Raw genomic sequence first — 6,843 nt, forward strand, 5'->3', positions numbered from 1 at the left:
GCATCGATTATTTATCCATTTTTTCAGGTTCTTTCCAAGGCATCGCAGCGGCCGCTATCATGCCTATGAGCTCGTCGCTTCTGGGCGCCCAGAACCCCATGTCGCATACCAGGATAAGTTTCCTTTTCGCTCTGGATACCGCGGTGTTAATCACCTTCAATCCGATCTGGGAAGCTGAGCTGGTGAACCTCAGCTGGACGTCCCTGTCCACGGCGCCGTTGTCAGACACGCTCAGAACGACAGTATCCCATTCCCTGCCCTGCGAAGCGTGAACTGTCATGACCGAATCGCGGTATTTCCCGGCGCCGCGCTTCAGAAGCCTCACCTAATCGGCGTAAGGGGTAAGGATCGCTATGCTGCGGGGGTCCGGGGATTCCTTGGCCAGGTATTCGAAGATGGCCGTCTTCTCCGCTTCATTGCCCCTTTCTTTCCTTTCGGCGCCGATGGCATCGATGTAATACAGCTCCAGATCCCCTTTGCCCAATCCTGTCATCCCGTTGTGATATACAGCCCTGTCCAGGATGGAAGCCAGATTCTGCCCGAAACGATGCGATTCCGTGAGGTTGCAGCGCGCAGTCGCTCTGAACTCAGGCTCGGCGCCCGATGCATATGCCAGCGCCAGCGCATCCCTGGGCCAGAACAGCAGCTCCTCGCAATGGAGAGCGTTCATATCCCAAAGGAATGCGTTTTTCAATCTGCCGCCGTTGGAAGCGGAAGCTGCCAGCATATCCGAATCCATCTCGCAAACCGGAGGCAGCTGCATATGGTCCCCGAGAAACGCTATTGGAACTCCGTTTGACAGCAGGCAAGCGGCGTGCACGAGGTTGCAGTATCCCGCCTCATCCAGGAAGATGCGGTCCGCATCCATTTCCATCCGCCCATCGTCTTCTGAGTGCCTGGGCCTGAAGCGGGATATGAATTGGAGGGGCGTCCCAGAGATGATGGATACATCTTTCACGCGCCTGCTGGTACATCTGGAAAGAATCCTGTCCAATTCCTCCTCCATTGAACTGATCAGCTCGGCTATTTCGGAGTCGCTTATCCCGACGTATTCGTCGATGTCCAATGCGGGCCTGTCCCTGTCATACAGGGCGGATTTGGCTTCGGCCAGCACGCTTCTCATATCCTTCCCATCTAGGCTGCCGATATCCAGCATTTTGGAAGAGCACAGGCTGAGCACCGGTTTCATGTCATCCATAACGTTACCCTCGAGATTGTCGGTGCCTCCCATGGCTTCCAAACGCTCTCCGATGCGCTCTATATTCGGTCTCATGCGCTCGCAGGTGCGTTCGAAAAGAATCTCCTCCATGTTGGCTATGCTTTTTCTGAGCCTGTCAGCGCGCTTCTGAGCCTGCACATCCTCGCACATCTCAGGATGGTCCAGAAGGAATTCTTTGGTCGGAACTCCCAAGCGAAGGATCCCGTCGCCCAGCTCCTTTTTATCGAAAGCCCTCAGAATTCCTCTCAGAACCTGCTCCACCGAATTGTTGGTGGGAGCGAACACCGCCACTTTGAGGCCGTGGGCGATGCAGGTCCTGATGCATGTGGCCAGAACGAATTGGGTTTTCCCGGTGCCGGGAGCGCCCCACACATAGGAAAGCCCGTTGGACAGGATGCTTTCCACCGCCGATATCTGCTGTTCAGATGGAGATGAGCCATCGGGAAAGATGGGTTCCCATTCCGAAGGAGGACGTGGTGGGAACCCAATGGACCGCGAATGCTTCGACAAGAACTCCGATGCCGCCCTGATGAGGAATTTCATGTCCGAAACTACCATTAGGCTGGGATGACCGACCGATAAAAGAGTAAGAAGTTCAGGCCCCGGCCTTATGACTATTGTGCGCGACACATCGTCGTAACGGGTGAATCCAGCCTCATCCCCATGGTACAGATCGGAGCCTACCATGAGCATCAACGACTCTGTATCCTGCAGCGGGGAGAAAAGATGCAGAACGGCATAATCGCCCCGCACATCATAGGATGAGACCTCCGATACGCTCATGCCCATAGGCGGATCCGTGGCGAATTGCATGTCTTCGACGTACGAATAAAGCGATGACGCGGAATCCGGCAGCACTTTCGACAGCTCTTCGCGATCCATGGATGTGAACCGCAGGAAGCCCGATAAAAGGCGTTCCGGACGGTCTTAAGATTGTTATGGTCAAGCGTAGAAGCTTGAATAGGCTGAGGTGTCCTTCGGCGGGAAATCGGGCTTGCCAGACTCGAACTCGGCCCAATCCGTCGGCTCCCTGGAGATGGCGGTGACGGCCGTCTCCGTCCTGAACTAAATGCAATCCTTTTCGACGGTGTATTTGACCCCGTGGATTACCCCCACGCAGGCATCCAAGAAATCCCCGTCGGGATCTTCCGCGCTCCAGTCGAATTTCAGAGAGGTTAGTTTGGATGTCCTGACCCCGAAAAGCCCTCTGGTTTTTTTCACGGCTCTGTGGAGTACGCAGCCCCTTCCCAGATCGAGCGCCCAATAGCACGCGTTCGCATCGGTCTCGTCCTCGAGCCTTCTCCATCCGGTGAAATCGTCCATCTCAAGGCCGGCATATATCAGGTATTGGGTCTCTCCGGAAATCACGAAACCGCAATGCAGCATCGGATATTTTTGTTTAAGGATGCAGGATTGATTTTCGGAGTCCGATTTATATCATATCACTGCATTCTGGGCTTCATGTTCGCAGATGCATGCCGCATTGCGAAGGGATTCACGCGCCCCGTCGCCACGTCCCTCCGTTTCCAGGACGGAGCCATAAGCACAATCCTCAATTCGTTCATCTTAGTCAACGAAGATGGTTGGGCGATCACCGCAGGCCATACCTTCGATTCCCTGGTGAAGTTCGAAGGCGACCGCAAAAAGATCGCCGAAATCAATCAGATGAACTCGGGATCCTCGGAACCAGCCAAAATGGATCCCAAATTCATCCTGAACCATTCGTTTTGGTGGGGATGGGACGGGGTCATGATCAGAGAGGTCACCGTGGACAGGAAAATCGACATAGCGCTCGTGAAACTCGCCAATATCAGGCCGAATATGGTTCCGAACTATCCGGTCTTCGCCGATCCCAACGACGTTTCCATCGGGAGCAGCGTATGCAGGCTCGGACATCCTTTCGTGGATCCGCCGACCGAATTCGACGTGTCCCGCAGCGCCTTCAGAATTCCCAAGATAGATTCCGATATGAGCATATTCGCCAATGATGGCATAGTGTCCAAGATAGTGACCGTAAAGAAAGCCGGGAACAGCCCCTTCGATGCCATGTACATCGACATATCCACCCCCGGTTACAGAGGCCAAGCCGGAGGGCCGATCGTCAACGCCGAAGGCAAAGTGTGCGGGATGCAGATAAACACCATAGCGATGCCGTTCGGATTCCATTTCATGGATTCGGAGAAGAATCCCATCGAAGACCAGTTCTGCTGCATCGGGCGCGCCGTCCACGTGAAGACGATCAGGCAGTTCCTGGACTCCAAGAATATATCGTATAGAAGCGACGACTCGGGCGAGGAATACAGGATCATCGGCTGAGAGATCAGTCAGCACTCACTCGATGCGGTAAGAGATCCCGGCCGCATCGAGGAATCTTCTCATCGAGTCGATATGCAGAGCCATCCCTTCTATCGACATCAGAGGTTTCATCACGCCATCGTCGTTGGCTCCGCTGTAACCCAAAGGGACGCAGCGGGTCAAGGTCTGCATTCCGATGACGTATCCTTCGGAATCGAAAAGAGGGCCCCCGGACTGCCCCTTCATGCCTGCGCTGGATGTTATGATGCATCTCATGTCTGGACCGTCGCGTATCTGGGATATGATGCCGCTGTTGAACAGAGGCGCGGCCGAAGCGGAATCGTCGCCTTCTTCAATGGCATAGCCGAGCCTTCCGAATGATCCGCCTATGGAGATTCCGATGCCGTCAGATAGCAAAGGATATTCCGAGACCCACTCTGGGTCGAAAGGGTCCAGCCTTCCTGCGGCCATATCGGTAGCGTCGTCGAAGATCGCCTCGTCGATGCCGACGCCGTCCCATCCCCAGACGGAACTTGCACAATGGTCCTCCATCGCTTCGCTTATGTTATGTTTGGCGGTGACGATCCAACCGGACCTGTTGAGAACTATGAATGTTCCGCATCCGACCCAGGAACCTTTCAGGTCGGACAGCAATACGGGACGCGCGAATTCTTTGGCGGCTCCGTATGCTTCGACGAACATGCGCCCACATTTGTGCGGTTCTATTTAACGGTGCGATATAGGTGCTTATGACCATCGAATCAGTCCCGGCGATTCGGTCGGGATTGCAATCGCATCCTGGCTGCTTTTTCCCCATGGCAGCCAGGGTGCAGTTTTTCGGTTTGGATCCGCCGGTTCATTCGAACTCCGGTTTCATAAAAGGCTGTCCGCATGACGGACACATCGAAAACGGGCAGAGGGACGATATTTCGCATCCACAATACGCGCATCTCATGGACCGGTAAATCCCGACAGAGATTATAAGCCGTTCTGTCATACTTTTTAGGGATTGAATAACCCTAAAATGCGTTGGATTAGTGAAACTGAACCTTGAGAGGATGAAAGCTCCAATTATTTCGAATAATCGCAAGCTCTATCTCAATCCGAAGGCCGATCTGCGATGATTTTTATCCCCTTTCAAAGACGATGTGTGGCCCGTCAGTTTTCGCCCGGAATCTCTGTCAAATCCTTTGAAACGCGATTTCCTGAGGCCACATCGCCATATCTGTCGCTGAGCGGGCGCCGGACAATTGTCATCGGGATCCTCAGCCTTCTGGCGTTGGCTGTGACGATTATTTCGCCCGTAATCAGCGAAGTCTTGCGGCCGGAGAAAAATCCCAGGCGCTTCGCCGCGATAGAATGCTTGCCCTCGGGCAGATCGATGCATATGGGCGAATTCGGCGACACGTCGCATAACCGGATGCCGTCGACGAAATAGGAAACAGCTCTTTTGCCGTCCGCCCTGAGAACGATCCTGCGCATGGAAAGATTATCTGTGAAACGTTTGGGATAGAGCCTTCTGTCGGCGAAAACGAATGCTGAACGGTCTTCTGTCCTATGGGTCGCGCCGCCATCCGTGAGATTAAAGAGCCTATCCCTTCCGAATGCGTATATCAGCGCGCATTCCATGTCATTCAGAGACCCCGCAGAACATGGTATGGCCTGGATGACGGCTGCTTTTCCCGATCTGATGTGGTCATAGACCTTTCTGTTGCCGTATCCGGTCAGATGGTAATGCAATCTGGAAATGACGTCTGTCGATTGGCCGACATACCCGGCATGATATTTGGATAGATTCCTCGGTGCACGATTCCCGCTGTAGGTCAGTATGATGTAGCATCCCGGCATCTTTTTCTGGAAGGCGCCGGCGTCGTATGCCTGAAGAAAATCTTTCCAAGGGAAGAATTCGCCCTCGAAAACCCATTTCAATATCTGGTCTGTTGGCCCGTGAGAACTGACCGATCCGTTACGCCTCATCTAGTGCTCCCCTAGGGGTCCCATCCCCCAGGGTGCATTTTTTGAAGCGTTATTTATAAGGGGCAAGTGGGATGCCCGAAAGTGTCGGCCGCCATGGCCAAACATCCCATCAGAGCTTGGTTTCCGCCCAATTGAGATGGCACTATGTAGGAATCCATGTCTTGGCTTTCTCCCCAGATATAATGCCCATGGAGTTGGCTGGCAACATTCCTGCGGATCATCGGGAACAAAAATTCTCTGTCCATGACTCCGCCGCCCATGACTATGACGTTCGGGGATACAATCTGCATGCAATTTCTGACGAGCTGAGAGAGATAATGGGCTTCGATATCCCAGACGGGGTCGTCCTCAGAAAGCAGCTCACCTTTCCCGCCGATTCTTTTGCCGAGAGCAGTGCCGCTTGCCATGCCTTCAGCGCAATCGGGATGGAATCTGCAAGCGCTTTGCATGGAATCGCCAGGATATCTCCCGACTTTCGAATGGCCGCCCTCTGGATGAAGCATACCGTGGAGTGGCTTGCCGTCTATAACGATACCGATGCCGATTCCGGTGCCCACGGTGATGTAGAGCACATTCTGTTTTCCTTTGCCAGCACCGAATCTGCTCTCGCCTATGCATGCGGCATTGACATCGCTATCGACGGCGATGGGAACGTTAAGCCCGGCGTCCAGAGATTCTGCGAGACGGCAGTATGACCAAGCCTCTCTGGGACAAGCGAGGATGGTGCCATATTCAGGGATGCTTCCATGCAGATTGACAGGACCGACTGTACCGACGCCAACCGAACCGATATCAAAACCCCTTAGGAAATCGATCATCTGGGGTAAGTTCTCTTTCGGCGTGGAAGTCGGGAATCTGAATTTTTCAACGATCGAACCATCTTCATGACCGACTGCGCAAATGATTTTGGTCCCGCCAATCTCGATAGCGCCGAACAGCTGCTCGCAAACCATGGAAGAAGATTCACAAGCGCCGATATAACGTTGATAGGTAGAACATCCATCGGCATTTTTGAGTGTGGCTCGATTAGTCGGCTGACATTACGGCAACACGAATAAAATGAAAATGAGTGTTCTGGAGCAAAAAACCAACGATTCTGAGCAGTTTGGATAGAAAAACGAATGCTGAAAAGACATCAAATAAGGAACTAATGAAAAGTTTAATATATTACGAATATTATCATTCAGATTACCGCTGTTGAAAAGCAGCATTCAAATCATGCACCCGACCCAGAGGAACTCGGCCGGGGAAGAGGCACAGGGCTCCGCATTGGAGGATGAGGACGGATAAAGCCCGATGACTGCCGGAACATACGAAACCTGGACGTGTGCTAGATCATACGCCAGCGGCGA

General features: G+C 53.4%; 7 protein-coding genes. 1 reads left to right on the plus strand and 6 read right to left on the minus strand.

Going from position 1 to position 6,843, the window contains the following annotated elements:
• Positions 1-7 precede the first annotated feature (7 nt).
• From IKP20_00970 to IKP20_00980, 3 genes are all read right to left on the minus strand, one after another.
• Entirely contained in the window at positions 8-325 is a 318-nt protein-coding gene (locus IKP20_00970) for an ATP-binding domain-containing protein (protein MBR4503548.1), read from the minus strand.
• On the minus strand, positions 326-2,101 hold the full coding sequence (locus IKP20_00975; protein MBR4503549.1) for an AAA family ATPase: 1,776 nt from the start codon (positions 2,099-2,101) through the stop codon (positions 326-328).
• 183 nt (positions 2,102-2,284) lie between these two features.
• On the minus strand, positions 2,285-2,587 hold the full coding sequence (locus IKP20_00980) for a hypothetical protein (GenBank protein ID MBR4503550.1): 303 nt from the start codon (positions 2,585-2,587) through the stop codon (positions 2,285-2,287).
• Positions 2,588-2,680: 93 nt separating this feature from the next.
• Here IKP20_00980 and IKP20_00985 point away from each other — a divergent pair, with 93 nt between their 5' ends.
• On the plus strand, positions 2,681-3,535 hold the full coding sequence (locus IKP20_00985; protein MBR4503551.1) for a trypsin-like peptidase domain-containing protein: 855 nt from the start codon (positions 2,681-2,683) through the stop codon (positions 3,533-3,535).
• A gap of 15 nt (positions 3,536-3,550) precedes the next feature.
• Here the strand turns inward: IKP20_00985 and IKP20_00990 are convergent, their stop codons facing one another.
• The 3 genes from IKP20_00990 to IKP20_01000 form a co-directional block, all read right to left on the minus strand.
• On the minus strand, positions 3,551-4,216 hold the full coding sequence (locus tag IKP20_00990; GenBank protein ID MBR4503552.1) for a trypsin-like peptidase domain-containing protein: 666 nt from the start codon (positions 4,214-4,216) through the stop codon (positions 3,551-3,553).
• 456 nt (positions 4,217-4,672) lie between these two features.
• The gene (locus IKP20_00995) at positions 4,673-5,491 is read right to left on the minus strand and encodes a hypothetical protein (GenBank protein ID MBR4503553.1); all 819 of its coding nucleotides are present in this window, start codon (positions 5,489-5,491) and stop codon (positions 4,673-4,675) included.
• A gap of 53 nt (positions 5,492-5,544) precedes the next feature.
• The gene (locus IKP20_01000) at positions 5,545-6,444 is read right to left on the minus strand and encodes an ROK family protein (GenBank protein ID MBR4503554.1); all 900 of its coding nucleotides are present in this window, start codon (positions 6,442-6,444) and stop codon (positions 5,545-5,547) included.
• Positions 6,445-6,843 lie beyond the last annotated feature (399 nt).

This window comes from Candidatus Methanomethylophilaceae archaeon, assembly GCA_017524805.1.
In the GTDB taxonomy this organism is placed as follows: Archaea; Thermoplasmatota; Thermoplasmata; order Methanomassiliicoccales; family Methanomethylophilaceae; genus Methanoprimaticola.

What these genes read in the sequence shown, in the direction of transcription:
- IKP20_00975 (MBR4503549.1), bottom strand. Translation starts at nt 2,101, where the DNA reads ATGGATCGCGAAGAGCTGTCGAAAGTGCTGCCGGATTCCGCGTCATCG.
- IKP20_00985 (MBR4503551.1), top strand. Translation starts at nt 2,681, where the DNA reads ATGTTCGCAGATGCATGCCGCATTGCGAAGGGATTCACGCGCCCCGTC.
- IKP20_00990 (MBR4503552.1), bottom strand. Translation starts at nt 4,216, where the DNA reads ATGTTCGTCGAAGCATACGGAGCCGCCAAAGAATTCGCGCGTCCCGTA.
- IKP20_00995 (MBR4503553.1), bottom strand. Translation starts at nt 5,491, where the DNA reads ATGAGGCGTAACGGATCGGTCAGTTCTCACGGGCCAACAGACCAGATA.
- IKP20_01000 (MBR4503554.1), bottom strand. Translation starts at nt 6,444, where the DNA reads ATGGTTTGCGAGCAGCTGTTCGGCGCTATCGAGATTGGCGGGACCAAA.